This window comes from Streptomyces sp. NPDC001970 (assembly GCF_053594115.1).
In genome coordinates, this window is sequence record NZ_JBSFDW010000023.1 from 64631 (window position 1) to 88631 (window position 24001).

Here is a 24001-nt window from a genome sequence, read left to right on the forward strand (position 1 = left end):
CGGCCAGTGCCTGCCCCACGAAGTTATCACTTCCACGTGACTCCCGTCACGAGGGCGCGATACGGCGGGCCCGGCAGCCCGGGCAGGCCCGACGACCCGTCACATGGTCGCGGCCGCGCAAAGGTCCCGTATCAGGTGGGGCACAGGTCCTCGGACGGACGGCCCAGAGGCCCTTGGATAGGGTCCTACCCCTCCGTACGGTGGAAAGCAGTACCAGCAGGTACGGAGCACTGCGAACGGACCCGCCTTGTGTAAAGCCCCCTCCACCGCCGCCGCGGCGGCGGCGGACGCCACCACCACTTCCTGGCGTCTCGCGCTGCCGCACACGACGGCCGCCATACCGCTCGCCCGTGCCCTGATCCGTACCGCCTTCGCGGAGCTCGAGGCGGCCGACAGCGACACCGCGGAGCTCCTGACGGCGGAGCTCGTCGCCAACGCGGTGGAGCACACCGCGGGCGGGGGCCCGATCCAGCTGGTCGTGGAGCTGCTGCCGACGGGCTGCCAGGTCGAGGTGCACGACCACGACCCCGCCCCGCCGGGCGGCCTCTGCGAGCCGCTGCCGGACTGCGGGCCCGACCCCTGGCAGGAGCACGGGCGCGGCCTGCTCCTCATCCGCGCCCTCAGCTCCGCCTGCGGGCACCGCCCCACTCCTCACGGCAAGGCGGTCTGGTTCACGCTTCCCGCGGCTGAGGGGCCCGCTGCCGCGGCGGGTCCGGCTCCGGGCGTGCCGTCCCCTCGCCCGCCGCTGCCGGAGTCGTAGCGGCTATTCGCTCGCGCCGCCCAGCGTCGCCACCAGCACCGCCTTGATCGTGTGCATCCGGTTCTCCGCCTCGTCGAAGACGACCGAATGCGCGGACTCGAAGACCTCGTCCGTGACCTCGAGCTCGCTCAGGCCGTGCCTCTCGAATATCTCCCGCCCGATCGTGGTGCCCAGGTCGTGGAGGGCCGGCAGGCAGTGCAGGAACTTGACGTCCGCATGGCCGGTGGCGCGCAGCACGTCCATCGTCACCGCATACGGGGAGAGGGCCTTGATGCGCTCGTCCCACTTCTCCTTCGGCTCGCCCATCGACACCCAGACGTCGGTGGCGACGAAGTCGGCGCCGGCGACGCCCTCGGCGATGTCCTCGGTGAGCGTGATCCTCGCGCCGGAGGCCGCGGCGGCCTCGCGTGCGGCGGCGACGACCTCGTCCGCCGGCCAGTACGCCGCGGGCGCGACGATCCGCACGTCCATGCCGAGCAGGGCGCCGGTGACCAGGTACGAGTTGCCCATGTTGAAGCGGGCGTCACCGAGGTAGGCGAAGGCGATGCCGGTCAGCGGCTTGTCGCTGTGCTCGGTCATGGTCAGCACGTCGGCGAGCATCTGGGTGGGGTGCCAGTCGTCGGTGAGCCCGTTGAAGACGGGGACCCCGGCGTGGGCGGCGAGCTCCTCGACGGTCTCCTGGCTGTTCCCGCGGTACTCGATTCCGTCGAACATCCGCCCGAGCACCCGAGCCGTGTCCCTGACCGACTCCTTGTGACCCATCTGCGAACCGGCGGGGTCGAGATACGTCGTCGACGCCCCCTGGTCGGCGGCGGCGACCTCGAACGCGCAGCGCGTACGTGTCGACGTCTTCTCGAAGATGAGCGCGATGTTCTTGCCACGCAGTCGCGGGACCTCGGTACCGGCCCGCTTGGCGGCCTTGAGTTCCGCGGCCAGGTCGATCAGGCCTCGGAACTCCTCCGCGGTGAAGTCGAGCTCCTTGAGGAAGTGGCGGCCTTCGAGGTGTGTCGCCATGGTGGGTGCTCCTGGGTCGCGAATGCGGGACCATGGAAGTCTATACGAGGCACTGCATTGCTATACGGTCAGGGGGTGCCGGCGCCGGCGGCGTCACGCTCGACGGGACAGCTCATGCACCGCGGGCCGCCGCGCCCTCTGCCCAGTTCGCTGCCCGGGATCTCGATGACCTCGATGCCCTGCTTGCGCAGATGGGTGTTGGTCGTGACGTTCCGGTCGTACGCCACGACCACGCCCGGCTCGACGGCGAGGACGTTGCAGCCGTCGTCCCACTGCTCGCGCTCCGCCGCGTGCACGTCCTGCTTGGCCGTGAGGACCCTGATGTCCTGCAGACCCAGGGCGGCGGCGATCGCGCTGTGCATGTGCTCGGGCGGATGGTCGGTGACCCGCAGGGCCACGCCCCGCTCGCCCTCCGCCGGCTCGATCGTGTACGAGCGCAGCATGCCGAGGCCCGCGTACTGGGTGAAGGTGTCGTGGTCCACCATCGTCAGCACCGTGTCGAGGTGCATGAAGGCCCGCCGCTTGGGCATGTCCAGGGCCACGATGGTCCGCGCGGACCCGGCCTGGAACAGCCCGCGTGCCAGCATCTCCACGGCCTGCGGGGTGGTGCGCTCGCTCATCCCGATCAGCACCGCACCGTTGCCGATGACCAGGACGTCGCCGCCCTCGATGGTGGAGGGGTAGTCGGCCTGGCCCTCCGACCAGTGGCGGAACTCGCCCGCCTCCGGGCCGGTGAACAGCGGATGGTGTGTGTAGATCGCCTCGAAGTGCACCGTCTCGCGCCGGCGGGCGGGCCAGCGCATGGCGTTGATGGAGACGCCGTCGTAGATCCAGGCGGAGGTGTCGCGGGTGAAGATGTGGTTGGGCAGCGGGCCGAGCAGGAAGTCGTCCAGGTCCATCACATGGAAGCGGACGGACGCGGGCTCCGAGTGACCGGCGAGGAACTCCCTCTTGGTCATCCCGCCGACCAGGGCCTCGGTCAGGGTGGCCGTGTCCATCGCGTCGAAGGCGGCCCGCAGATGGTCCGTGGCGAGCGGGCCGTACTCCTTCTCGTCGAAGACGCGGTCGAGAACCAGCTTCCTGGCTGCCGGGATCTCCAGTGACTCACGCAGCAGATCACCGAAGAGATGCACCTTCACTCCGCGGTCGCGGAGCACGTCCGCGAAGCCGTCGTGCTCCTGGCGGGCGCGCCGGACCCACAGGAGGTCGTCGAAGAGGAGCGCGTCCTTGTTGCGGGGGGTGAGCCGCTTCAGTTCCAGATCGGGGCGGTGGAGTATGACCCGGCGCAGCAGCCCGGTCTCGGAGTCGACGTGGAATCCCATGGGGAAACGTTCCCAGACCGGCCCCCTCCCCGCCCACACTGATGGCAAAGCGGGGGCGGAGAGGATGGGAAGGGGCGAGGGGCGGGGCGTGGGCGGGAGCCGGGCCGCGCTTCCTGCGGCGCTACTGGTCGAACCCGAGCACGGCCCCCGGCGTCGCCCGGAGCTCCGGAAGCGACACGCCCGCCTCGGGCCGGGCCAGGCCCGGCAGACCATCCGTCCCGGCGGCGGGAGCCGTCAGGGGCGCGGCGACGTCGGCGCCCGGAGTCGCGGCCATCAGGTCCGTGTCGGGCGACGCGAGGTGGACGGCGCCCACCTCCTCGTCGCTCAGCGGGTGCGGCAGCGGAACCCCGGCCCGCGCCCCCGGCAGCTCACTCGTCAGCGGCACCCGGGGCACGATGCCGGTGGGCAGAACCTTCCCCTCCTCGTACCGCGGACCCTCGGGTGCGCTCGGCACGGGCAGTGGCGCCGCCGCGCTCACGGTGGGCGCCTCCAGGGGAACGGCCTGCTCCAGCGGGTCCAGCGGAACCACGACCGGCACATGCGGCGCGGCCACGGCGGACGGCGCCGCCACCGCCGCGGCCACACATGCCATGAGCGCTCCGAGGCTCCCGCGCGCGATCGACTTCATCCTGCACTCCGTCCTTCCAGAAATCGCGGACACCCTGCTGTCCGGAAGAACGAGCCCACCGCCGGAATCCGGCCACCTTTCCCCCGACTGCAGTAATCGTCGGATCAGCGGCAGGCCCCGTGGATCGGTGCGATCCGTCCACGGGGCCCGGCGCTGGGAGCCGGAGGCCGACCGGAGCGGGCCGTAGGCCGTCGGTCAGAGCCGGGGGTCGACCGGCTCCGACTCCAGGGCGAGCACCGCGAAGACCGCCTCGTGGACCCGCCACAGCGGCTCCCCGTCGGCGAGCCGGTCCAGGGCCTCCAGTCCGAGGGCGTACTCGCGCAGCGCCAACGACCGCTTGTGGCCGAGGAACCGGCTGCGCAGCCGGGTGAGGTTGTCCGGGCGGGTGTACTCGGGACCGTAGATGATCCGCAGGTACTCGCGCCCGCGCACCTTGATCCCGGGCTGGACGAGCCGGCCCTTGCCGTCCCGTACGAGCGCACGCAGCGGCTTGACGACCATGCCCTCGCCGCCCCCGCCGGTCATCTCGAGCCACCAGTCGACTCCGGCGCGCACCGATTCCTCGTCGCCCGTGTCGACGACGAGACGGCGGGTGCGCTGAAGCAGCCCGGATCCGCCGGCGGCTCCGGACGTGGCGGCTCCGGACGTGGCGGCGTCGGCCTCCACGAGCCGGTCCAGCCAGGCCAGTTGCTCGTCGTGCGGTACGGCGGCGAGGGAGCGGCCCTGGACGGCGAGGATCTGGAAGGGCGCGAGGCGCACCCCGTCCAGGCCCTCGGTGGTCCAGCAGTACCGCCGGTACGCCTCGGTGAACGCGGCCGCGTCCGCGGCCCGTTCGCGCTGGCGCTCCAGCAGCTCGCCCACCTCGATGCCGCGGGCGACGGCGGCTTCGAGGGCGGCGGTCGCGCCGGGGAAGACCGCGCCGGACGCGGCGCCGACGGCCGCGTACTGCTTGCGGAGCAGCCCGGACGCCTTGAGCGACCACGGCATCAGCTCGCCGTCCAGCAGCAGCCAGTCGGTCGCGAGCTCGTCCCACAGGCCGGCACCGGTCACGGCCGCGCGCAGGCGCTCCAGGATCTCCTCGGTGACCTGGGCATCGTCGAAGAAGGGACGGCCGGTGCGGGTGTGCAGGGCGCCGGTCGCTCCTTGCACGCCGAAGCGCTCCCGGGCCACGTCCGCGTCGCGGCAGACCAGCGCGACCGCCCGCGAGCCCATGTGCTTCTCCTCGCACACGACCTGCGCGACACCGTCCGCCTTGTACTGTGCGAACGCCTCGGCCGGGTGCTCGAGATAGCCGTCCTCCTGCGAGGTCGCAGTCGGTGCCATCGTCGGCGGCAGGTAGGCGAGGAGCCGCGGGTCGACCGCGAAGCGGCTCATCACCTCGAGGGCCGCGGCCGCGTTCTCCTCCCGCACGGCGACGCGACCCATGTGACGGGTCTCCACGATGCGGCGCCCGTGGACATCGGCGAGGTCCAGCGGGCGGCCCTGGTGTCCGCCGGGCGCCTCGGTGACCAGTGGCTTTACGGGCTCGTACCACACCTTCTCGGCCGGAACCTCGACGAGTTCACGCTCCGGCCAGCGCAGCGCGGTCAGCTTTCCGCCGAAGACCACACCGGTGTCGAGGCAGATGGTGTTGTTGATCCAGGACGCGGTGGGCACGGGTGTGTGGCCGTACACCACGGCGGCCCGGCCTCGATAGTCCTCGGCCCAGGGGTAGCGGACGGGCAGCCCGAACTCGTCGGTCTCCCCGGTCGTGTCGCCGTACAGCGCGTGCGAGCGGACCCGGCCGGAGGTACGGCCGTGGTACTTCTCGGGCAGGCCCGCGTGGCACACGACGAGCTTGCCCTCGTCGAGGACGTAGTGGCTGACGAGGCCCTCGATGAACTCCTGCACCTGCGCACGGAAGTCCGGGTCGGTCGCGTCCTCGCGCTGCAGCTGCTCGATGGTCTCGGCGAGGCCGTGGGTGTGCTGGACCTGCCGGCCCTTCAGCCAGCGGCCGAGCTTGTTCTCGTGGTTTCCCGGCACGCACAGGGCGTTGCCGGTGGCCACCATGCCCATCACGCGGCGCAGCACACCGGGGCTGTCGGGGCCCCGGTCGACGAGGTCACCGACGAACACGGCGGTGCGGCCCTCAGGGTGTGCGCCGTCCCTGTAGCCGAGCGTCGCGAGCAGGGTGTCCAGCTCGGAGCGGCAGCCATGGATGTCGCCGATGATGTCGAACGGGCCTGTCAGATGCCGCAGGTCGTTGTAGCGCTTCTCCAGGACGACCTCGGCCGACTCCACCTCCTCGGCGCTGCGCAGGATGTGCACCTTGCGGAAGCCCTCGCGCTCCAGTCCGCGCAGCGAGCGGCGCAGCTCGCGGCGGTGCCGCTGGATGACGTGGCGCGGCATGTCCGCGCGGTCGGGGCGGCCCTCGTTGCGGACGGCGCACACCTCTTCGGGCAGGTCGAGGACGATCGCGACGGGCAGGACGTCGTGCTCGCGCGCGATCTGGACGAGCCCGCGGCGGCTTTCCTGCTGGACGCTGGTGGCGTCGACGACGGTGAGCCGGCCGGCGGCGGCCGCTTGCCGACGATGTAGTGCAGGACGTCGAAGGCGTCGCCGCTGGCGCTCTGGTCGTTCTCGTCGTCGGCGACCAGGCCGCGGCAGAAGTCGGACGAGATCACCTCGGTGGGCTTGAAGTGCCTGCGGGCGAACGTGGACTTGCCCGAGCCGGTGGCGCCCACGAGGACCACGAGGGAGAGGTCGGGGACGGGCAGGATGCGGGTGGTGGTGGTCATGCCGCCCCCACCTCCTTCGTGGTCAGAGTGAATACGGCCATCTGGGTCGGGGCGCCCACCTCGGGGTCGTCGTCGCCGACGCCCGCGTGACGGACGTCGTATCCGTGGCGCCCGGCGACCCGCTCCGCCCAGTCCCGGAACTCGGCCCGGGTCCACTCGAAGCGGTGGTCGCTGTGGCGGACGTGCCCGGCGGGCAGGGACTCCCAGCGGACGTTGTACTCGACGTTCGGCGTCGTCACGATCACGGTGCGCGGGCGTGCGGAGCCGAAGACGGCGTACTCAAGGGCGGGCAGCCGTGGCAGGTCGAGGTGCTCGATGACCTCGCTGAGCACGGCCGCGTCGTAGCCGGTGAGCCGCTTGTCGGTGTATGTGAGCGAGCCCTGGAGGAGCGTGACGCGGCTGGACCGGCGCTCGCCCATGCGGTCCAGCTTCAGTCGGCGGGCGGCGACGGTGAGGGCGCGCACGGACACGTCCACGCCGACGATGCCGGTGAAGCGCATATCCTTGAGGAGCGCCTGCACCAACTGGCCCTGCCCGCAGCCCAGATCGAGCACGGTGGCCGCGCCCGCCGCGCGCAGGGCCTCCAGGACGGCTTCGCGGCGCTGCTCGGCGAGGGGCACGGGGCGCTCGTCGGTGTCCGTGGTCTCGTCCACGGCGTTGTCGACGTCCTCGACCTCGAGGTCGTCGCTCTCGGCGAGGCGTACGAGCTCGAGCCGCTCCATCGCCTGCCGGGTCAGTCCCCAGCGGCGGGACAGATAGCGGCTGGTGATGAGCCTCTGCTCGGGGTGCTCGGCCAGCCAGCCCTCGCCCGCCCGCAGCAGCTTGTCGACCTCGTCGGGTGCGACCCAGTAGTGCTTGGCGTCGTCGAGGACCGGCAGCAGGACGTACAGCTGCCGCAGTGCGTCGGCGAGCCGCAGCTCCCCTTCCAGGACGAGCCGTACGTACCGCGAGTCGCCCCACTCGGGGAACTGCTCGTCGAGCGCCACCGGTTCGGCGTCGACGGAGGCCCAGCCGAGCGGGCCGAACAGCTTCCGCACGAGCTCGGCCCCACCGCGCGCGGGCAGTGCGGGAACCTCGATCCGCAGCGGCAGCGGGTTCTCCGCCCGCTCCGGTATCGCGTGGCACACGCCGCGCAGTGCGCTCTTGAAGACGGTGCTCATCGCGACGGAGAGGAGCGAGGACGCCGCGTAGGGCCGGTCGTTGACGTACTGCGCGAGGGCCGAATCCGGCGCTCCGCCGCGCCCCTTGCCCTTGCCGCGCCGCACGAGCGCCACCGGATCCACCTCCAGCAGCAGCGCGGCTGTGCAGCGCTCGGCGGTGGCCTCGGGGTAGAGGATGTGCGCCGTGCCGTGGGAGGTGGAGAACATCTGCGCCTTGTCGGGATGCTTGTGCAGCAGAAAGCCCAGGTCGGTGGCGGGACGCTCGGGGGTACCGGTCGTGCTGATCGTCATGAACACGTGTCCGAGTATTGCCCGGTCGACGTCCTCTGACCAGGTATTTTCACGGGTACGGCCATGGCGTACCGCTACGGCTGCGGCCGGGTGAGGGCGGCCAGCCCGGCGATACGGTCCGGGCCCACGCGGCAGCAGCCGCCGACGAGCCGTGCGCCGGCCGACTGCCAGTCGCGCGCGCGTGCCGGATCGAAGGTGACGCCACCGCGCCAGGAGCGTGCGCCGGCGTCCCACCGCTCGCCGCTGTTCGGGTAGACGACGACCGGCTTGCCCGTCAGCCGGGCGGCGAGCTCCACTGCCCGGTCCGCGTCGCCGGGCTCGCAGCAGTTGACGCCGACGGCGATCACCTGGTCGTCGCCCGCGGTGAGGGCGAAGGCCGCCGCCAGGTCCTGGCCGGCGCGGGTGCGCTCTCCCGCGATGGTGTACGAGAGCCAGACCGGCAGGCCGACCGCGTGGGCGGCCCTGAGCAGCGCCTCGGCCTCATCCGTGTCCGGCACCGTCTCCAGTGCGAGTACGTCGGGGCCGGCGGCCGCGAGGGCCTCGATGCGGGGGCGGTGGAAGGCCTCCAGCTCCCGCACCGTGAGTCCGTACCGGCCGCGGTACTCGCTGCCGTCCGCGAGCATCGCCCCGTACGGGCCCGCCGACGCCGCGACCCACACCTCCCGGTCCGCGTGCTCGGCCGCGGCACGGGCGAGATCCACGCTGCGGGCCAGCAGGGCGGCCGCCTCGGCCCTGCCCACGCCGCGCCGGGCGAAGCCCTCGAAGGTCGCCTGGTAGCTGGAGGTGATGAGCACCTGGGCGCCCGCCCGCACATACGCCGTGTGGGCGGCCTCGATCTGCTCCGGGCCGTCGGCGAGCAGCCGCGCCGACCAGAGGTCGTCGGACAGATCGCAGCCCTGCGCCTCCAACTGGTTGGAGAGACCACCGTCGAGGACGAGCGGCCCTTCGGCGAGAGCGGCGGCGAGGCTGCGGACGGGCTTCACAGGTGACTCCGGGTGACTCCGGCCGGTTCCGGGTGGGCTGGGGTGGGGTGAGCGAGGTGACGTGAGGTGGGTGGGTGGGGTCAGGTGGGTGGGGTGGGGATCAGCCGAGCTGGGACTGGACCTGGGAGGAGATGAGCTCCAGGTGGTCGAGGTCGTGCAGGTCGAGGACCTGCAGATAGACGCGGGACGAGCCGGCCGCGGCGTACCGGCCGAGCTTGTCGACGACCTCCGCGGGCGAGCCGGCGAGGCCGTTGGTCTTCAGCTCCCCGACCTCGCGTCCGATGGCGGCGGCACGACGCGCGACCTCCGCGTCGTCCTTGCCGACGCAGACGACAAGGGCGTTGGAGCAGACAAGGTCGTCCGCCTTGCGGCCGGCCTCCTCGGCGGCGGCGCGGACCCTGCCGAACTGCCGCTCGCTGTCCTCCACGGACGCGAAGGGCATGTTGAACTCGTCCGCGTACCGGGCGGCCAGCCGCGGGGTGCGGGTCGCACCGTGGCCGCCGATGAGCACCGGGACCCTGCGCTGGGCGGGCTTGGGAAGGGCGGGCGAATCCTGCAGCTGGTAGTACGTGCCCTCGTAGCTGAAGGTCTTTCCCGTCTCCGTGGCCCACAGGCCGGTCACGATGGCGAGCTGCTCCTCGAGCCGGGCGAACTTCTCCTTGGGGAAGGGAATGCCGTACGCCTTGTGCTCCTCCTCGAACCAGCCCGCACCGAGCCCGAGCTCGATCCGGCCGCCCGACATCTGGTCGACCTGGGCGACCTGGATGGCGAGCACTCCGGGCAGCCGGAACGTGGCGGCGGTCATGAGCGTGCCGAGCCTGATCCGCTTGGTCTCGCGGGCGAGCCCCGCGAGGGTGATCCAGGCGTCGGTGGGGCCCGGGAGGCCGTCGGCCGAGCCCATGCGCAGATAGTGGTCCGAGCGGAAGAACGCGTCGAAGCCGAGGTCCTCGGTCGCCTTGGCGACCATCAGCAGGGTGTCGTAGGCGGCCCCTTGCTGGGGCTCCGTGAAGATTCGAAGATCCATGCCTCCATCCTGCACCGTCGTGCGCGGGTCAACCTCTCCATGCGGGCCGGTCCGCCCCGTCCTGCCTCAGGGCGAACTCGTCGCCGAGTCCGGATCGACCCGGCGACCCTCGCGGTCACAACGACCCTCCCGGTCGCCACCCCCTTCACGGTCCCGGTCACGGTCCGGGTAGCGGGCACGGTCGCGGTCGCGATCGTGGTCACGTAAGGAGAGTCTTCGCAGCATCGCCCGGACGCGGTCGTTGGATTCGTCCGTGGCGTCGATCGCCTCGATGCACTGCCAGTAGAGCCCCTCCTCGTCGGTGGCACAGGCGACGCCGACGAGGGCTATGCCGATCTCTCCGAGCAGCGCGCTCAGGAGTGTCAACGCCCGGCGCGGATCGGTGACTTCGCTGAGCTGCGCGGCCCGGAGGCTGCCGAGCCCGAGCAGCGGGGGATCGGCGATCCCGCCGCCGCGACCGCCCGCCTCGCTGAGGCCGCGGGCCTCGCCGCGCAGCTCCTGGGGCCCGCACAGGGCCAGTTGCGTTCCGACCGCCTGGGCGAGGGCCTGCGCCTGCCAGGCCTCCGCCACGATGTCCAGCGCGACACGGCTCTCCGCCAGTGCGTGCCGGCCGGCCGCGATGAGCCGCTCCGCTTCCATGTACGACGCCCCCGTTCGTACGAAATTCCGCCCAATCAATCACTACCCAGAGTGAAGGTCATCCAGACGAAAAGCCAGGGGAATTCGGAAATCTGTGGACAGGAAGCGGGTTGGGGAAAGGTCGGTCACTCCGAAGAGTGACGGTCTGCTCGTGAGGGTCCGTCCGACGGCCGTTCGGCCGCCGGGAATCGCAGTTCGTTCCGGTCGATCTTCGCGGCGAGAGCGGCCGGCGCGTCGACGCCGAGCACGTCGCAGAACTGCAGCAGATAGGCGAGAACGTCGGCCACCTCGTCCGCCACACGGTGGGCCTTTTGCGGGTCGTCCATCACCCGCGCGGACTCCTCGGGCGTCAACCATTGGAAGATCTCGACGAGTTCGGCCGCCTCGACGGTCAGCGCCACCGCGAGGTTCTTCGGGGTGTGGTACGGCCCCCAGTTCCGGGCGGCCGCGAACTCGGCCAGTCTGCGCTGCAGTGCTTTCACGTCCAGTTCGTTCACGGCACCAGGTCTACCACCGATACTCCCTCGATCTCCCGGGCGAATGCCCCGCGGTCGCGGTCGCTCACGGTGCCCAGCAGCCGGAGATGGCCGTCGGCGCAGACCGAAGCGGCCAGGGAGGCCAGTTCGGCGGCCTGGCGACGGTCCAGACAGCGGTCGAAACCGTCGGCCAGGACCGTGAGGCACTGCAGTGCCCCGGGGACCTCCGCGGCCTGGTCCACCGCGAGCACACCCGGACCCGTGAGCAGGACCAGGGCGAGCGCCAGATAGCGCAGTTCGCCGTCGCCGAGCCGCCCGAGCGGCGTGGCACCGCCGGCGGCCCGGCCGAGGACCGCCCGTACCGTCCCGTCCGCGAGCTCCTCGACGCCCACCTCGGACACCGGGCCCGCGCAGCCCGCCCGGGCGACGGCGGCGAGCCGGGCATGGCGGCGGACGCACTCGCTGCGCGTGCGGTGGAGCACCGCCGCGAGGTTGTCGCAGCCCCGTCGCAGCCGCCCCTCACCCGGCGGGACCGGCGCACGCATCGACCGCGGCTGCGGGTCGCACGCGAACACCGACCGCAGCGCCACCACCACCTGCTCGGCGGCGGCCAGCACCTCGCGCTCCCCGTCCGTCCTGCCGGAGACCCGCAGCGGCAGCAGCGCCGTGCCGAGCCGGTCGTCGGGAAGCGGGGCGCGGGTGACCGGGACGGCGCCCGCCGTGTGCCAGGCGGCCTGCACACAGGGGCGGGCGGGGTCGCGCAGGGCCGTGCTCAGCAGAGTCCGTCCGCCGCTGGTCAAACGCTCGCCGACGATGCGCAGTTCCGGCTCGGCCTGTACGGCGAGGTCGAGGCGCACGGAGCCGGCGGGCCCGTGGACCGTGCAGCCGATGCGGAATCCGCGCCGGCCCTGCGCGTCCGCCTCCGCGCGCTCGGGGACACAGCCCGCGGGGTCGGGGAAGGCCTCGCCCAGCGCCGCGCCCGAGCCGAGTCTGGCCAGCGCCTCGTACGCCCGCAGGGCGCTCGACTTGCCGCTGCCGCTCGGCCCGGCGAGCAGCGTCACCGGCGAGCCGAGCGGAAAGGCCGCTCCCCGGTGCGAGGCGAAGGCGGAGAGCCGCAGCTCGGTGACCACGGGGAGAGCAGCGGCCGCGTGGGGAGCGCAAGAGGAGTCGACGGCCGCGGACACCGCGGGAAGTGTGCTGGTCGGTGCGTTCATACGGGAACGCTACGCAGGGCCGCGCGCGACGAACCGTTACGCCGGAAGGGGCTTCCTACGAATGGGGGACAGCCGCCGCCGCGATGCCTTCGACCTCTGTGCCGAGCGGTGCGAGCAGGAAGACGTTCCGGTCCACCCGGTGCATCCCGCAGCCGAGACCGAAGACGACACCGCTGCTGAAGTCCAGGATGCGCTTGGCCACATCGGCGTCCGCGCTCGTGAGGTCCAGCAGCACCGGGATCTGCGCGAAGAGGTACTCCGCGACCTCGCGCGCGTCGGCGAACACCTGCACCCGCAGGACGACCATGCGGCGCTGCTCGGCCGCCTCCGCGGCCGAAACGCCGTAGCGCTCCCGCGGGATCGTGTCGTGGTTGACTCTCGACGGCCACTCGTTGCGACCGCGCAGTGGAACGACCTGGGCCAGGCCCTCCCACTGCTCGTCGGTGACGTCGTACCTCTCGTACCTGCTCATGGGACCATCCTCGCGCCCCTCACCCGTTCGGCCCAACACCGACACGGCGCGACAGGTCCCCGTTCTTGACGACCGCTCGGTCCTCGACCGCCCGGTCCTCGACCTCTCAGTCCCCGGACCCTCAGCCCTCGAACCGGTAGCCCATGCCGGGGGCGGTGATGAGATGCCTCGGGTGGGAGGGGTCCGATTCGAGCTTGCGCCTCAACTGGGCCATGTAGACGCGGAGATAGTTGCTCTGCGTGCCGTACGTCGGCCCCCAGACCTCCTGGAGCAGCTGCTTCTGGCCCACGAGCCGGCCGCGGTTGCGGATCAGCACTTCGAGCAGATTCCACTCGGTGGGTGTCAGCCGTACGTCACGTCCCTGCCGTTGGACCTTCTTGGCGAGCAGGTCGATCGTGAAGTCCTCGGTCCTGACGGTCAGCGAGCCCTCTCCCGGGGCCGCGGCCGCGGTCCGGCGGGTCGCCGCACGCAGGCGGGCGAGGAGCTCGTCCATGCTGAACGGCTTGGTGATGTAGTCGTCCGCGCCGGCGTCGAGGGCGGCGACCTTCTCTTCGGAGGTCCGCCGCGCGGAGACGACGAGGACGGGCACCTGGGTCCAGACGCGCAGGGCGTGGAGTACGTCGATGCCGTCCATGTCGGGCAGGCCGAGGTCCAGGAGTACGGCGTCCGGCGTGGACTCCCCCGCGATGCGCAGGGCGGAGGCCCCGTCGGTCGCGGCGTCCACATCGAACGTGCGGGCCTTCAGGTTGATCACGAGAGCCCGTACGAGCTGCGGGTCGTCCTCGACCACCAGCACCCGGGTCATCGGTGTGCCTTTCTGTAGTACGGCCCCGGGCAGCAGGCCGCTGGGGTTTCCCAGCTGTCCGCTGCCCGGGGTTCGATCAATTGCCGGTCACCGCTCGGTCACCGCTCGATCACTGCCGACTCACTTCTCGGTGAGCTGCTTCAGCGCGATGTTGAGCTCGAGCACGTTGACGCGGGGCTCACCGATGAAGCCGAGGATCCGGCCGCTGGTGTGCTCGTCGACGAGCTTCTCGACCTGCTTGACGTCGAGGTTGTTCTCCTCGGCGACCCGGTGGACCTGGAGCTCGGCGTACTCCGGGGAGATGTCCGGGTCCAGGCCGGAGCCGGAGGAGGTGACGGCGTCGGCCGGCACGTCCGAGGGCTTGACCGTGTAGGTGGCGGTGGAGTTGTCCTTGATCACGGCGGCCTTGGCACCGAGGACCTGGGCGCAGAGCGTGCCCTCCTCGGCGTTCTCCGGGCACTTGCCGTCGACCGCGCCGTTGTCGCCGGACCGGTTCGTCGCGCCGGACAGGAGCAGCGAGTACTGGGTGTTCACGCTGTTGCTGCCGAGGCCGTTGGACGGGCGCGGCTGGAACCACTTGAGGTCCGCGACCGACGCCTCCTCCGCGTCGTCCGGGTTCTTCTTCGGCAGGTAGTAGGTCTGGCCGATGAGTTCGGAGCCCACCACCTTGCCGTCGGCCTCGATCTCCGAGCCGTTCGCCTTGTTGCTGAACAGGCCCTGGGCGACGCCCGTGACCACCAGCGGGTAGATGACGCCCGTCACCAGGGTCAGGACGAGCAGGGCACGGAGCCCGGCCCCGATCAGCCGTGCCGCGCTTCCGAAAGAGTTGTTCATGGCGATCAGCCGATTCCGGGGATGAGGGAGATGAGCAGGTCGATGATCTTGATGCCGATGAACGGGGCGATGAGGCCACCGATGCCGTAGATCCCGAGGTTGCGGCGGAGCATCTTGTCGGCGCTCGTCGGCCTGTACTGCACGCCCCTGAGGGCGAGCGGCACCAGCGCGATGATGATCAGCGCGTTGAAGATGACCGCGGACAGGATCGCGGACTCCGGCGAGGACAGCTGCATGATGTTCAGCTTGTCCAGGCCCGGGTAGACCACCGCGAACATCGCGGGGATGATCGCGAAGTACTTCGCCACGTCGTTGGCGATGGAGAAGGTCGTCAGCGCGCCGCGCGTGATGAGGAGCTGCTTGCCGATCTCGACGATCTCGATGAGCTTGGTCGGGTTGGAGTCGAGGTCCACCATGTTCCCGGCCTCCTTGGCGGCCGAGGTACCGGTGTTCATCGCCACGCCGACGTCCGCCTGGGCCAGCGCCGGGGCGTCGTTCGTACCGTCACCCGTCATCGCGACGAGCTTGCCGCCGGCCTGCTCCCGCTTGATGAGCGCCATCTTGTCCTCGGGAGTGGCCTCCGCGAGGAAGTCGTCGACGCCCGCCTCTTCGGCGATCGCCTTGGCGGTCAGCGGGTTGTCACCCGTGATCATGACGGTCTTGATGCCCATGCGCCGCAGCTCGTCGAACCGCTCCCGCATGCCGTCCTTGACGACGTCCTTGAGGTGGATGACGCCCAGGATGCGGGCGCCTGCCTCGCCGTCCTCGGCCGCGACGAGCAGCGGCGTGCCGCCCGCCTCGGAGATACGGTTCGCGACCGTGTCGGCGTCGTCGGCGACCTGGCCGCCGCGCTCCTGCACCCAGGCGATGACCGAGGCCGTGGCGCCCTTGCGGACCTTGCGGCCGTCGACGTCCACGCCGGACATACGGGTCTGGGCGGTGAACGGCACCCACGTGGCGTGGGCCAGCTCGCCCTGGTGGCGCTCGCGCAGGCCGTACTTCTCCTTGGCGAGGACCACGACCGAGCGGCCCTCCGGAGTCTCGTCGGCGAGCGACGAGAGCTGGGCGGCGTCCGCGAGCTCGGCGGCGGTGGCGCCGTCGACCGGGACGAACTCGGCGGCCTGGCGGTTGCCGAGGGTGATGGTGCCCGTCTTGTCGAGCAGCAGCGTCGACACGTCACCGGCGGCCTCGACCGCACGGCCGGACATCGCCAGCACATTGCGCTGGACCAGTCGGTCCATACCGGCGATACCGATCGCCGACAGCAGTGCACCGATCGTGGTCGGGATGAGGCAGACCAGCAGCGCGACGAGCACGATCATCGTCTGCGGGGCGTCCGCGTAGGTCGCGAACGGCTGCAGGGTGACGACCGCGAGCAGGAAGACGATGGTCAGCGAGGCGAGCAGGATGTTCAGCGCGATCTCGTTGGGCGTCTTCTGGCGCGCGGCGCCCTCGACCAGCTTGATCATCCGGTCGATGAAGGTCTCGCCGGGCTTCGTCGTGATCTTGATGACGATCCGGTCGGACAGCACCTTCGTACCGCCGGTGACGGCCGAGCGGTCGCCGCCGGACTCACGGATCACCGGAGCGGACTCACCCGTGATGGCGGACTCGTCCACCGAGGCGACGCCCTCGACGACGTCACCGTCGCCGGGGATGATGTCGCCGGCCTCGCAGACCACGAGGTCGCCGATGCGCAGGTCGGTGCCCGGCACGCGCTCCTCGGTCTTGCCGTCCTTGGCCAGGCGGCGCGCCACCGTATCGGTCTTGGCCTTGCGCAGGGTGTCCGCCTGCGCCTTGCCGCGGCCCTCGGCGACGGCCTCCGCCAGGTTGGCGAAGATCACGGTCAGCCACAGCCAGGCCGTGATGGCCCAGCCGAACCAGTCGCTCGGGTCCGTGATCGCGAAGACCGTGGTCAGCACCGAGCCGATCAGGACGACGAACATCACGGGGGACTTGATCATCACCCGGGGGTCGAGCTTGCGGATCGCGTCCGGGAAGGACTTGATCAGCTGCTTGGGGTCGAACAGACCCGCTCCGACACGCCCGGCGTCGGGCTTGTGCCCGGTCGGGACGTCCTGGTGCGGTGCCCGGGTGGGTGTGGCAGTGGACATGGAGCCGGGCTCCTCTTGCTTCTTTACGTTGGTGGTCATGACGCCAGCCCCTCGGCGAGCGGGCCCAGCGCCAGGGCCGGGAAGTAGGTCAGACCGGTGATGATCAGGATCGTGCCGACCAGCAGACCCGCGAAGAGCGGCTTCTCGGTCCGCAGCGTGCCTGCGGTGGCGGGTACCGGCTTCTGCTCGGCGAGCGAGCCGGCCAGCGCCAGGACGAACACGATCGGGAGGAACCGGCCGAGCAGCATGGCCAGACCGATCGTGCTGTTGAACCACTGGGTGTCGGCGTTGAGACCCGCGAACGCGGAGCCGTTGTTGTTGGCACCGGAGGTGTACGCGTAGAGGATCTCGGAGAAGCCGTGCGCGCCCGAGTTGGTCATCGAGTTGGCCGGGGTCGGCAGGGCCATCGCCGCGGCGGTGAAGCAGAGCACCAGCGCCGGGGTGACGAGGATGTAGAGCGCCGCCAGCTTGATCTCGCGGGTGCCGATCTTCTTGCCGAGGTACTCGGGCGTACGGCCGACCATGAGGCCCGCGATGAAGACCGCGATGATCGCCATGATCAGGATGCCGTAGAGGCCGGAGCCGACACCACCGGGGGCGATCTCGCCCAGCTGCATGCCGAGTATCGTGATGCCGCCGCCGAAGCCGGTGAACGAGGAGTGGAAGGAGTTCACCGCGCCGGTCGAGGTGAGCGTGGTGGCGACCGCGAAGATCGACGAGGCGCCGATGCCGAAGCGGGTCTCCTTGCCCTCCATCGCGCCGCCGGCGACCTCGAAGGCCGGGCCGCGGCCCGCGAACTCGGTCCACCACATCAGGACGGTGAAGCCGATCCAGATGATGACCATCGTCGCGAGGATCGCGTAGCCCTGCTTCACCGAGCCGACCATCTTGCCGAAGGTGCGGGTGATCGAGAACGGGATCAGCAGGATCAGGAAGATCTCGAGCAGGTTGGAGAGCGGGTTGGGGTTCTCGAAGGGGTGCGCGGAGTTGGCGTTGAAGTAACCGCCACCGTTGGTGCCCAGTTCCTTGATGGCCTCCTGGGAGGCGACGGCGCCGCCGTTCCACTGCTGCGAGCCGCCCATGAACTGGCCGACCTCGTGGATGCCGGCGAAGTTCTGGATGGCGCCGAGCGCGACCAGGAGGATCGCGGCGATCACGGAGATCGGGAGCAGGATGCGGACGGTGCCGCGGACCAGGTCGGCCCAGAAGTTGCCCAGCTCACCGGTGCGGGAGCGGGCGAAGCCGCGCACGAGGGCGACGGCGACCGCCATGCCCACGGCGGCGGAGACGAAGTTCTGCACCGCGAGGCCGCCGGTCTGGACGACGTGGCCCATGGCCTGCTCGCCGTAGTACGACTGCCAGTTGGTGTTCGACACGAAGGACGCGGCGGTGTTGAACGCCTGGTCCGGGTCGATGGAGGAGAAGCCGAGCGAGCCGGGCAGGCTGCCCTGGACGCGCTGCAGCAGGTAGAGGAAGAGGACGCTGACGGCGGAGAAGGCGAGGACGCCGCGCAGGTAGGCGGGCCAGCGCATCTCGGCGGTCGGGTTGGCACCGATGGCCTTGTAGATCCACTTCTCGACACGCAGGTGCTTGTCGGAGGAGTAGACCTTGGCCATGAAGTCGCCGAGCGGACGGTACGCCAGCGCGAGCGCCGCGATCAGCGCGAGCAGCTGGAGCACACCAGCAAGAACGGGGCTCATATCTGTGCTCAGAACCTCTCCGGCTTGACGAGGGCGAGGACGAGATAGCCCAGAAGGGCGACGGCCACGATGAGGCCGACGATGTTTTCGGCGTTCACAGCTTTGCCACCCCCTTGGCGACGAGAGCCACCAGCGCGAAAACCGCGATCGTGGTGACGACGAAGGCCACGTCGGCCATCGTGTGCTCCTAGATTTGAGGCTCGGAAATTCGGATCGGACCGTTAGAGGAAACCTCGGGACGGAGGCCCCGAGCCCTCCGTTGACGGTGCCCTTACGGCCACTGACACGTCTTTGACGCGACTCTTACGCGTGTCGCCACCGTCCCAGGAAAATCGCAGGCAGGGCACGGGGGCGTGGGCCGAACGGGTGCACCGGAGCACGCGGAACGGCCGGCCGGTCACCGCGAAATCCGGTCACCGGACGGCCGTCGGAGGGCCTGCTTCGATTCTCGGGGACGCCTGAGAGCTCCTCCGGGCCTCAGGGAGGCCCGGAGGTCCTGGGGAGCCTCCTGCGCGCTCAGTCCAGCCGGAAGCGCAGTCGGCAGATCACCGCGTTCGTGTCGCGCCGCACGGCGTGCGCGACCACGGCCCCGCGCTGGTTCTGCAGCATCCGCTGCCACAGGTGCGCCGGCTCGACCTCGGGGATCAGCACGGTGACCCGGACACCGGGGTCGGTGACGGCCAGCTTCCGTACGTAGTCGGCGACGGGACGGCCCAGGCTGCGACGCTCCGAGGGCACACGGACGAGCTCCACGCCCGGGTTCCACAGCGCCCAGTCGCGCTCCAGCGAGTCGGTGGCGGCACGGTCCTCCGCGTCCGCGTGGCAGACCGTGACCGCGCGGACCTCGTCACCGAGCGACACCGCGGCGGTGAGTGCCTCGCTGGTGAGCCGGGTCAGGGATGACACGGGAACGACGACCAGGGACCGCTCGCGGTGGGGCGGCTCGGGGATACGGCCGACGCCGAGGCGCTCACCGATCTTCCCGTACGCGCGGTGCACCAGCTCGAACGCGACGACGAGCAGTGGCAGCGCGACCACGATCAGCCAGGCGCCGTCGTGGAACTTGGTCGCCGTCACGACGACGGCCGAGACGCCGGTCAGGAGCGCGCCGAGGCCGTTGAGCACGGCCTTGCCGGCCCAGCGCGGGCCGCGCACCTTCTGCCAGTGCAGGACCATGCCGGCCTGGGCGATGGTGAAGCCGACGAAGACGCCGATGGCGAAGAGCGGCACGAGAGTGTTGGTGTCGCCGCCCGAGAAGACGAGCAGGGCGGCGGAGACCCCGGCGAGGGCGAGCACACCGTGGCGGTGGACCTGGCGGTCGGCCTTCAGCCCGAAGACGTGCGGCAGGTAGTTGTCGCGGGCCAGCAGCTTCAGCAGGACGGGCAGTCCGCCGAAGGAGGTGTTCGCGGAGAGCGCCAGCAGCACCATGGTGGCGAACTGGATGAGGTAGAAGCCCCAGTTGTGCCCGACGGAGGCGTCGGCGAGCTGGGCGAGGACGGTGACGCCCTCGACCGGCTGGAGCCCGAAGCGGGAGATCAGCACGGACAGGCCGATCAGCATCACGCCGAGGAGCGCACCGAGGGCGACCTCGGCGTGCTGGGCGCGGCGGGCGGCCGGGGCGCGGAAGGAGGGCACGGCGTTGGCGATGGCCTCGACGCCGGTGAGGGCCGAGCAGCCGGAGGCGAAGGCCTTCAGCAGAAGCAGCGCGCCGACCGTGGTGGCGTTGTCCGCGAGGACGGAGGCGTGGCCGGCGGCCGCCTCGGTGGAGGCGGGCCCGTCGCGGAACAGACCGACGACGATCAGGACCAGGATCGAGGCGATGAAGACGACCGTCGGCACGATGAAGGCACGGGCCGAGTCGACGATGCCGCGCAGATTGACACCGGTGATCAGGACGAGGACCGCGAGGCACAGCCACAGCCGGTCGTCGTACAGCGCGGGGAAGGCCGAGGTGAGCGCCGCGACTCCGGCGGTGACGGCCACGGCGACGTTCAGCACGTAGTCCAGGACGAGCGAGGCGGCCGCGACCAGGCTGGTGCGCTTGCCCAGGTGCGTCTTGGCGACCGCGTACGAACCGCCGCCGTCCGGGAAGGCGGAGATGACCTGACGGTACGAGGCGACCAGCACCGCGAGCAGACCGGCGATGGCGAGCGTGACGGGGAGGGTGAAGCCGAGTCCGTAGCCGCCTGCCGCGGCGAGGACCAGGACGATCGCCTCCGGTCCGTAGGCCACCGAGGCCATCGCGTCGAGCGAGAGCGCGGCGAGACCGGTGACGGCGGTCAGCTTGTGTCGCGCACCGGTATCAGGGGGGTCCTCGACGCCGGGGGCGGGGAGGGCCTCGGTGGTGACTGCGGCCATGCGCGGGTGACTCCTTTGGTTCAGATCAGCTCAGGGTGGGTGCGCTCCCGGACATGAACGCCCGCTCCTGGCGCCTTCTTTGCGCCGGACCGCTGCGTCTTCACACCTTCTTGACACCTGGCATCAGGCAGCCGTCAGAAGTGGGCGCCACGGCGTCAGCAGCCCGTCAAGGTCCGCCGCGAGCCGCGGCCGTGTGCTTAGCGTCGGCACCATGGGACGACGTATCACCGGATCCGCGGCGCTGCCGACCGGCGGGACGGCCTACGACGACGGCTGGGCCAAGGAGCTCAGGGACGCCGTGCGCTGTGCCGCACTGCTCCTGGGACTGCTGCTGGTGATCGACGCGGGCAGCGGTCACCTCACCTGGGCGCGCGGCCTGCTGTGGGCGGCACTCGCCGTGGCGCTGTTCGCCGTGCTCGTACCACCGCGGATCTCGGCGGGCGATGGCTGGCTGGCCGCGGACGGCCTCCTGCGCAGGCGGGTCGTGCGTACGGATCGTCTGGTGTCGGTGCGCTGCTCGGACGGGGTGTCCCAGCGTCTGGTGCTCCGCGACACCGAGGGCTCCCGGGTCGAGGTCGACCCGCGGGTCTTCGTGGCCAACCCGGCGCTGTGGCGCCGCCTGGACGAGGACGCGCGGACGTGCGTGGAACACGGGACGCTGCTGTGCGGGACGACGGCCCTGCGGCAGCTGTCCGAGCGGATCGACCGGGAGACGGCGCGGACGGTCTTCAAGGTCTCGGGCCTGGAGTAGGCCGAGGCAGCGTGGCACCGGCCCGACGGCCGGAGCGGGGGCACCATCTCCCCGACCCGCAGCAGGGCAAGGTGCAGAATCTGTACACATCCGTACAATTCACACCCGAACCACCTTGATCTTCCGGAGGAGGGTGCGTGCCAGGTCAGCCGGATCAGCGCGGTCAGTCGTCCATCACCGAGACCGAGCGGCTGATCCGGGCCAAACTGGGCGACACTCCGATCCACCGCGAGCAGATGGCCCTCGTCGGCACCATCCACCGCGCGGCGGCGGCCGTACGCCAGCACGTCGAGAACTCCGTGCTGCGCGGCGCCGACCTCACCTGGACCGGCTTCGTCGTGCTGTGGGTCGTCTGGATCCGGGGCGAGCTGGAGACCCGCCTGGTCGCCGAGGAGGCGGGCATCTCGAAGGGAACCCTGACCGGCGTCGCCCGCACCCTGGAGTCGCGGGGCCTGGTCGGACGCATCGAGCATCCCACCGACGGCAGACGAGTGCTGCTGGCCCTCACGGACGAGGGAGAGACGCTGATGCAGCACCTGTTCCCGGAGTTCAACGCCGAGGAGGCCTTCGTGGCCGAGCAGCTCGGCGACGAGGAGTGCCGGCGGACGGCGGACGCGCTGCGCCGGGTGGTGGTCCAGATCGAGACGCACGGCGAGGAGCGGCGACGGCAACTCCTCGGCGGTGCACCGCCGGTGCCGCGGCGCAGCGGGCGGCGGCCGAAGGCCTGAGCGGCCCACCCGGCGGGTTCGCCCGGCATCCGCTCGATGATCAGTGGCATGGCCGGCACCGTCGGCACCGCCGCCGCAGGACGACGACCGGGGCAGCGACGGCTCCGAGCACCAGCGTCGCCGCCGCGGCGCGCTCCGTGACGGGGAGACCTGGACCTGCCATACGTACGAGGTCGATCGGCTCGGCCTCGTGCTGCGGTTCACGGGCCGGGGACTCCGGTTGCGCCGGGGAGGCGGAGCGCCGCTGCGGGAGACAGTCCGCGACCTGCCCGACGAGCTTGTCGCCCACCTCGGCCATCACCCCACGGCCGAACTGGGCCGTCCGCCCGGTGACCGGGAGACCGGTGCGGACCGACACGGCCGTCGCGCCGCCGAGCCGGGGCGAGCGCGGCCGTGACGGTGGAACGTGCCGTGCCCTGGCCGCGCGCCTCCTTGCCGCCGGCGGTCAGCACCATCCGGTGCGCCTCCTCGTCCTGTCCGCCGAAGACGGCGGTGCCGCGGTAGGTGAGCGTGATCGGGCCGAGCTTGACCGTCGCCGTGCCGCTGGTGGTCTCGCCGTCGTACGTCTCACGGTCGTACGACTCCACGGTCGCCCCGGGCGTGCAGGCGCGACGGCCTCGGTGTCGAGGAGCGCGCGCCAGGCGTCGTAGGCCGGGAAGGGAACGGCGAATTCGTGCCGGAGCTCCACGGTCCGCCCGGCCTGTCAGGCGTTCAGACCGGGTGGATCGCCCCCGCCGTCGCGGTCAGCGGCGCGCCGCTGCCGCCCCAGCGCAGAGCGACGATCTCCGCGGCGACGGACACGGCCACCTCCTCCGGGGTACGGGCCCCGAGGTCCAGGCCCACGGGTGAGCGCAGCCGCGCCAGTTCCGTCTCGCTCAGCCCGGCCTCCCGCAGTCGTTTCATGCGGTCGTCGTGGGTGCGGCGGCTGCCCATCGCCCCGATGTACGCGGCCTCGCGGCGCAACGCCTCCTCCAGCAGCGGCACATCGAACTTCGGGTCATGGGTGAGAACACAGATCACCGTGCGGGAGTCGGTCTCGGTGGCGCCCAGATAGCGGTGCGGCCAGTCGACCACGACCTCCACGCCCTGCGGGAAGCGTTTGGGCGTGGCGAAGACCGGGCGGGCGTCGCACACGGTGACGCGGTAGCCGAGGAAGTCGCCGATGCGGGCGACGGCCGCCGCGTAGTCGATCGCGCCGAAGACGAGCATCCTCGGCGGCGGGGCGAACGACTGCAGGAACACGGTGACGGCGTCCTCGCGGCGCTGGCCCTGCGGGCCGTAGTGCCGGAGCCCGGTCGCGCCCTGCGCGAGCTCGCCGCGCGCGTCGGCGGTCACGGCCGCGTCGAGGCCGGGTGCGCCGAGGGTGCCGGCGACGGTGTCCGGCCACACGGCGAGCGCGGCGCCGCGAAGGGCCGGGCCGTCCGTCACCGACGCCACCGTCACGGGGCGGTGCCCCGCGACCGACTCGGCGACCGCGCCGAACCCCGGGTCGGTGTCCGGCGCCACCCGCCGGACGAGCAGGGTGATCGCGCCGCCGCAGGTCAGCCCGACGGCGAACGCGTCCTCGTCGCTGTACCCGAAGGTCTGCAGCCGCGCCTCGCCGTCGGCGACGACCTCCTTGGCAAGCTCGTAGACCGCGCCCTCCACGCATCCGCCGGACACGCTGCCCAGGACCTCGTCGTCCGGCCCCACGGCCATCGCCGCGCCCGGGCCGCGGGGGGCGCTGCGGCTCACCGCGACGACCGTGGCGAGCCCGAAGGGTTCGCCGGCCGCGTACCACCGGCTCAGCGCCGGGAGGATGTCACGCACGCTCGGCTCCTCTCACGCACGTCCATGCCTGTCCGGGTCCGTGCGACGAGCCTTCTCCGGACGTGCCCGGCACCGTCCGGTCGCCCCGGGTGTCCGTCATCAAGCACCGGACAGGCTCACCGAGAACCGGGACCGTGCAGCC

21 protein-coding genes and 1 pseudogene are annotated in these 24001 nt (G+C 71.4%); 3 read left to right on the forward strand and 19 right to left on the reverse strand.

Features of this window, described 5'->3' with window-relative positions; all coding sequences use genetic code 11:
* Positions 1-247: 247 nt before the first annotated feature.
* On the forward strand, positions 248-760 hold the full coding sequence (locus tag ACWCP0_RS25715; protein WP_451081146.1) for an ATP-binding protein: 513 nt from the start codon (positions 248-250) through the stop codon (positions 758-760).
* Positions 761-763: 3 nt separating this feature from the next.
* Here ACWCP0_RS25715 and argF read toward each other — a convergent pair whose 3' ends face one another.
* The 17 genes and pseudogenes from argF to ACWCP0_RS25800 all read right to left on the reverse strand — a co-directional run bounded on the left by argF (position 764) and on the right by ACWCP0_RS25800 (position 20571).
* Positions 764-1774: an ornithine carbamoyltransferase gene (gene argF / locus ACWCP0_RS25720; protein WP_451081147.1), complete on the reverse strand. Its 1011-nt coding sequence runs from the start codon at positions 1772-1774 to the stop codon at positions 764-766.
* Positions 1775-1842: 68 nt separating this feature from the next.
* Positions 1843-3096: an arginine deiminase gene (locus tag ACWCP0_RS25725; protein WP_451081148.1), complete on the reverse strand. Its 1254-nt coding sequence runs from the start codon at positions 3094-3096 to the stop codon at positions 1843-1845.
* 121 nt (positions 3097-3217) lie between these two features.
* On the reverse strand, positions 3218-3724 hold the full coding sequence (locus ACWCP0_RS25730; protein ID WP_451081149.1) for a hypothetical protein: 507 nt from the start codon (positions 3722-3724) through the stop codon (positions 3218-3220).
* A 195-nt stretch (positions 3725-3919) separates the two neighbouring features.
* A pseudogene (locus ACWCP0_RS25735) lies at positions 3920-6501 on the reverse strand (polynucleotide kinase-phosphatase).
* A complete protein-coding gene (locus ACWCP0_RS25740; protein WP_451081150.1) occupies positions 6498-7958 on the reverse strand; it encodes a 3' terminal RNA ribose 2'-O-methyltransferase Hen1 in 1461 nt (486 codons plus the stop codon). The pseudogene ACWCP0_RS25735 and the gene ACWCP0_RS25740 overlap by 4 nt, the downstream one beginning before the upstream one ends.
* Positions 7959-8026: 68 nt before the next feature.
* Positions 8027-8935, reverse strand: a complete 909-nt coding sequence (gene mmuM, locus ACWCP0_RS25745; RefSeq protein WP_451081151.1) for a homocysteine S-methyltransferase — start codon at positions 8933-8935, stop codon at positions 8027-8029.
* 100 nt (positions 8936-9035) lie between these two features.
* On the reverse strand, positions 9036-9959 hold the full coding sequence (locus ACWCP0_RS25750; protein ID WP_451081152.1) for an LLM class F420-dependent oxidoreductase: 924 nt from the start codon (positions 9957-9959) through the stop codon (positions 9036-9038).
* A gap of 66 nt (positions 9960-10025) precedes the next feature.
* A complete protein-coding gene (locus ACWCP0_RS25755) occupies positions 10026-10598 on the reverse strand; it encodes a DUF6099 family protein (protein ID WP_451081153.1) in 573 nt (190 codons plus the stop codon).
* Positions 10599-10723: 125 nt separating this feature from the next.
* The gene (locus ACWCP0_RS25760) at positions 10724-11095 is read right to left on the reverse strand and encodes a nucleotide pyrophosphohydrolase (protein ID WP_451081154.1); all 372 of its coding nucleotides are present in this window, start codon (positions 11093-11095) and stop codon (positions 10724-10726) included.
* A complete protein-coding gene (locus ACWCP0_RS25765) occupies positions 11092-12288 on the reverse strand; it encodes an ATP-binding protein (protein ID WP_451081155.1) in 1197 nt (398 codons plus the stop codon). Before ACWCP0_RS25765 ends, ACWCP0_RS25760 begins: the two co-directional genes overlap by 4 nt.
* 55 nt (positions 12289-12343) lie before the next feature.
* Entirely contained in the window at positions 12344-12760 is a 417-nt protein-coding gene (locus ACWCP0_RS25770) for a cell division protein SepF (protein WP_451081156.1), read from the reverse strand.
* A 121-nt stretch (positions 12761-12881) separates the two neighbouring features.
* Entirely contained in the window at positions 12882-13565 is a 684-nt protein-coding gene (locus tag ACWCP0_RS25775) for a response regulator (protein WP_451081157.1), read from the reverse strand.
* A 120-nt stretch (positions 13566-13685) separates the two neighbouring features.
* Entirely contained in the window at positions 13686-14399 is a 714-nt protein-coding gene (locus ACWCP0_RS25780; RefSeq protein ID WP_451081158.1) for a potassium-transporting ATPase subunit C, read from the reverse strand.
* Between the two features lie 5 nt (positions 14400-14404).
* The gene (gene kdpB, locus ACWCP0_RS25785) at positions 14405-16552 is read right to left on the reverse strand and encodes a potassium-transporting ATPase subunit KdpB (RefSeq protein WP_451081159.1); all 2148 of its coding nucleotides are present in this window, start codon (positions 16550-16552) and stop codon (positions 14405-14407) included.
* Entirely contained in the window at positions 16549-18213 is a 1665-nt protein-coding gene (kdpA, locus tag ACWCP0_RS25790; protein WP_451081160.1) for a potassium-transporting ATPase subunit KdpA, read from the reverse strand. Before kdpA ends, kdpB begins: the two co-directional genes overlap by 4 nt.
* An 8-nt stretch (positions 18214-18221) precedes the next feature.
* Positions 18222-18311, reverse strand: coding sequence for a K(+)-transporting ATPase subunit F (gene kdpF, locus ACWCP0_RS25795; RefSeq protein ID WP_063785316.1), 90 nt, complete (start codon positions 18309-18311; stop codon positions 18222-18224).
* 418 nt (positions 18312-18729) lie between these two features.
* Positions 18730-20571 (reverse strand): APC family permease, encoded by a 1842-nt coding sequence (locus tag ACWCP0_RS25800; protein WP_451081161.1) that lies wholly within the window; start codon positions 20569-20571, stop codon positions 18730-18732.
* Between the two features lie 211 nt (positions 20572-20782).
* Here ACWCP0_RS25800 and ACWCP0_RS25805 point away from each other — a divergent pair, with 211 nt between their 5' ends.
* The gene (locus ACWCP0_RS25805; RefSeq protein ID WP_451081162.1) at positions 20783-21322 is read left to right on the forward strand and encodes a hypothetical protein; all 540 of its coding nucleotides are present in this window, start codon (positions 20783-20785) and stop codon (positions 21320-21322) included.
* 137 nt (positions 21323-21459) lie between these two features.
* A complete protein-coding gene (locus ACWCP0_RS25810; RefSeq protein WP_451081163.1) occupies positions 21460-22050 on the forward strand; it encodes a MarR family winged helix-turn-helix transcriptional regulator in 591 nt (196 codons plus the stop codon).
* Positions 22051-22250: 200 nt separating this feature from the next.
* Here the strand turns inward: ACWCP0_RS25810 and ACWCP0_RS25815 are convergent, their stop codons facing one another.
* Positions 22251-22637 (reverse strand): hypothetical protein, encoded by a 387-nt coding sequence (locus ACWCP0_RS25815; RefSeq protein WP_451081164.1) that lies wholly within the window; start codon positions 22635-22637, stop codon positions 22251-22253.
* A 124-nt stretch (positions 22638-22761) separates the two neighbouring features.
* The gene (locus ACWCP0_RS25820) at positions 22762-23859 is read right to left on the reverse strand and encodes an XdhC family protein (protein WP_451081165.1); all 1098 of its coding nucleotides are present in this window, start codon (positions 23857-23859) and stop codon (positions 22762-22764) included.
* Positions 23860-24001 lie beyond the last annotated feature (142 nt).

Excerpts from the sequence above, each read along its gene's own strand:
- ACWCP0_RS25725 (WP_451081148.1), bottom strand. The coding sequence starts at position 3,096 with ATGGGATTCCACGTCGACTCCGAGACCGGGCTGCTGCGCCGGGTCATA.
- ACWCP0_RS25780 (WP_451081158.1), bottom strand. The coding sequence starts at position 14,399 with ATGAACAACTCTTTCGGAAGCGCGGCACGGCTGATCGGGGCCGGGCTC.
- ACWCP0_RS25750 (WP_451081152.1), bottom strand. The coding sequence starts at position 9,959 with ATGGATCTTCGAATCTTCACGGAGCCCCAGCAAGGGGCCGCCTACGAC.
- ACWCP0_RS25775 (WP_451081157.1), bottom strand. The coding sequence starts at position 13,565 with ATGACCCGGGTGCTGGTGGTCGAGGACGACCCGCAGCTCGTACGGGCT.
- ACWCP0_RS25755 (WP_451081153.1), bottom strand. The coding sequence starts at position 10,598 with ATGGAAGCGGAGCGGCTCATCGCGGCCGGCCGGCACGCACTGGCGGAG.
- ACWCP0_RS25765 (WP_451081155.1), bottom strand. The coding sequence starts at position 12,288 with ATGAACGCACCGACCAGCACACTTCCCGCGGTGTCCGCGGCCGTCGAC.
- kdpA (WP_451081160.1), bottom strand. The coding sequence starts at position 18,213 with ATGAGCCCCGTTCTTGCTGGTGTGCTCCAGCTGCTCGCGCTGATCGCG.
- ACWCP0_RS25770 (WP_451081156.1), bottom strand. The coding sequence starts at position 12,760 with ATGAGCAGGTACGAGAGGTACGACGTCACCGACGAGCAGTGGGAGGGC.
- ACWCP0_RS25805 (WP_451081162.1), top strand. The coding sequence starts at position 20,783 with ATGGGACGACGTATCACCGGATCCGCGGCGCTGCCGACCGGCGGGACG.
- argF (WP_451081147.1), bottom strand. The coding sequence starts at position 1,774 with ATGGCGACACACCTCGAAGGCCGCCACTTCCTCAAGGAGCTCGACTTC.
- ACWCP0_RS25730 (WP_451081149.1), bottom strand. The coding sequence starts at position 3,724 with ATGAAGTCGATCGCGCGCGGGAGCCTCGGAGCGCTCATGGCATGTGTG.
- kdpB (WP_451081159.1), bottom strand. The coding sequence starts at position 16,552 with ATGACCACCAACGTAAAGAAGCAAGAGGAGCCCGGCTCCATGTCCACT.
- ACWCP0_RS25800 (WP_451081161.1), bottom strand. The coding sequence starts at position 20,571 with ATGGCCGCAGTCACCACCGAGGCCCTCCCCGCCCCCGGCGTCGAGGAC.